Genomic DNA, 1,980 nt, shown 5'->3' with positions numbered 1-1,980 from the left:
ACTCCGATAATCGATTGAATCTGATGTTTCAGGATCTCCGCTCTTTCCTCGTCAGCCTCCAGAGGCAGAGCACCCGGATTGGGAAGATAGACAATTTGATTGTTCAATAGTCTTTCTTTGCACCATGAGAAGGCTGTGGTCTCATAATTTTCCGTTTCACGAATGGTTGGTTTGACATGCTCATCCAGCCATCGGTATGCATAGCTGAAGGTGTCGATGTTTTTCGAAAACGAACAAATATAGGCTCGATCAGCATTGATATAACTTCCACTGCGTTTTAACAATTCGGTCACTTTATTATCAAAATTTTCGCTTGTGATGGCTATAAAACTTGTTGTTATGCTAGAAATCATCTTCTGAAACCTGACCTGGTGCTCATTTTCTTTCAGTCGTGCCACGTAGATCCGATTGATAAAAGCAGCTAAAATGATTACCATGGAGTAAATCACAAGTCTGGCAAAATAATCAACTGTGCCAACGTGAATAAACTGTTCCGGTTGTATAATACATGATAGGATACCGATGATTGTGCTGACCACTGCTATCATAGCAAACATTTTTTTGTAATTAAAAATGATAGTCATCATTAAATAGATCAACGGGATGGTCCATAAAACATTGCTCATTTGATTTTCGTGAAAACGAAAAAAGGTCAGGGGCATGGTGAGGGTTATCAGTGCCGTCATTATTCGATCCTGAGCCATGATGGATAAACCGGCGACAGTCAGACTGTAAATAAAGAGACCCATGATGACAAAGATGGTACTGAATAACATGTCTGACCAAAGTACAGTGGGATAAAAGAAGGTTTGCAAAATGTTAAAAAAACTGACACTTAAATATCCAATGGCTATGTATCGAATGAAAGTTGAATGGGTAGCATTGCTTAATATTTCCCTTGCATCCCGAATTTTTTTAGATTTATCGGGTGTCATGAAACCATATTTTCTGATGTTGTACGAAAACGCAGTAACGGGTATCAAAATAATAATGGGAGCAACCGAAGGTGTTTTCTCGGACAAATAGTTGTTAACCAGCATTTCGGATACTGTTCCAATGGCAACGGATAGCGAAAATGCTAAAAGCATGCTGAGTGCCTGCTTTTTATCAGTTGCGTCATCTGAATTTTGATACCATTTAATAAGCAGGTACAGTATAAAAATAGAAAAGCTCAGATAGTAGAGATTATAAAACGCATCCCAAATATTATTTACTGCGATATTTCCCCATCCTGCTTCAGTATGGACTAAATTATATTGAGCGTTGGCGAGTTTTCCGTAAAGTCCAAAAACAAAAACCGTTATTCCGGCCGGAAGGTATATAGCAATGTAAACTATTTTGTTCGTTAACCAGTTCTGTTTTTGGGTTAAAATCAGAATGAAATGCACAATAAAACTGAATGCCACACCCCAACCCAGAGAGGCGACACGTCGCCAAAAAATCACATCTTCAACATGATTTAAAGAATTGGAAACAGCAAAAGCAAAAGCCCATATCGAAAAGCTGAAACATACCAGAAGGAAAACCCGATTTAATGTCGCATTCTTATTAAGGGCAAAACAGAATACACCCAGAAAAGCATAGATGATAAATGTTAAATAAAACATGATTGAAATGACGGTTTGCAACATAAATTCATCTCCCTTCTTTCATTCTAGACCATTAAAATCTCACCATCTATTTCATCTGCTGATAGTGGTTTAAAATAGTAATAGCCCTGGATTTCATCACAGTTTTCATCGCGGAGAAATGCCATCTGCTCAGCTGTTTCAACGCCTTCGGCAATAATCTTGAGACCCAGCCGTTTGGCCAGATAGATCATCACCGAAATGATGGATTCATCTCTGGTGTTGACGCCAATGCCTTTGATGAACTGCATATCGATTTTGAGGCGATCCACCGGCAGGTCCTTAATCCGGCTGAGCGATGAAAACTCGGTGCCGAAATCGTCAATACTGATGGACACTCCCATGTCTTTTA

At 39.1% G+C, this 1,980-nt stretch carries 2 protein-coding genes; both read right to left on the bottom strand.

Going from position 1 to position 1,980, the window contains the following annotated elements; genetic code table 11:
* Positions 1–1,631, bottom strand: a 1,631-nt coding sequence (locus FZC41_RS17030) for a histidine kinase N-terminal 7TM domain-containing protein (protein WP_148568647.1), incomplete at its 3' end; no start/stop codon positions are given.
* Positions 1,632–1,654: 23 nt separating this feature from the next.
* A partial coding sequence (locus FZC41_RS17025; RefSeq protein ID WP_148568646.1) for an EAL domain-containing protein occupies positions 1,655–1,980 on the bottom strand: 326 nt, incomplete at its 5' end.

Source organism: Acetobacterium paludosum (genome assembly GCF_008086595.1).
Lineage (GTDB): Bacteria > Bacillota > Clostridia > Eubacteriales > Eubacteriaceae > Acetobacterium > Acetobacterium paludosum.
Note: the sequence above shows the minus strand (reverse complement) of the source record. Positions and strands in the feature narration are given on the sequence as shown.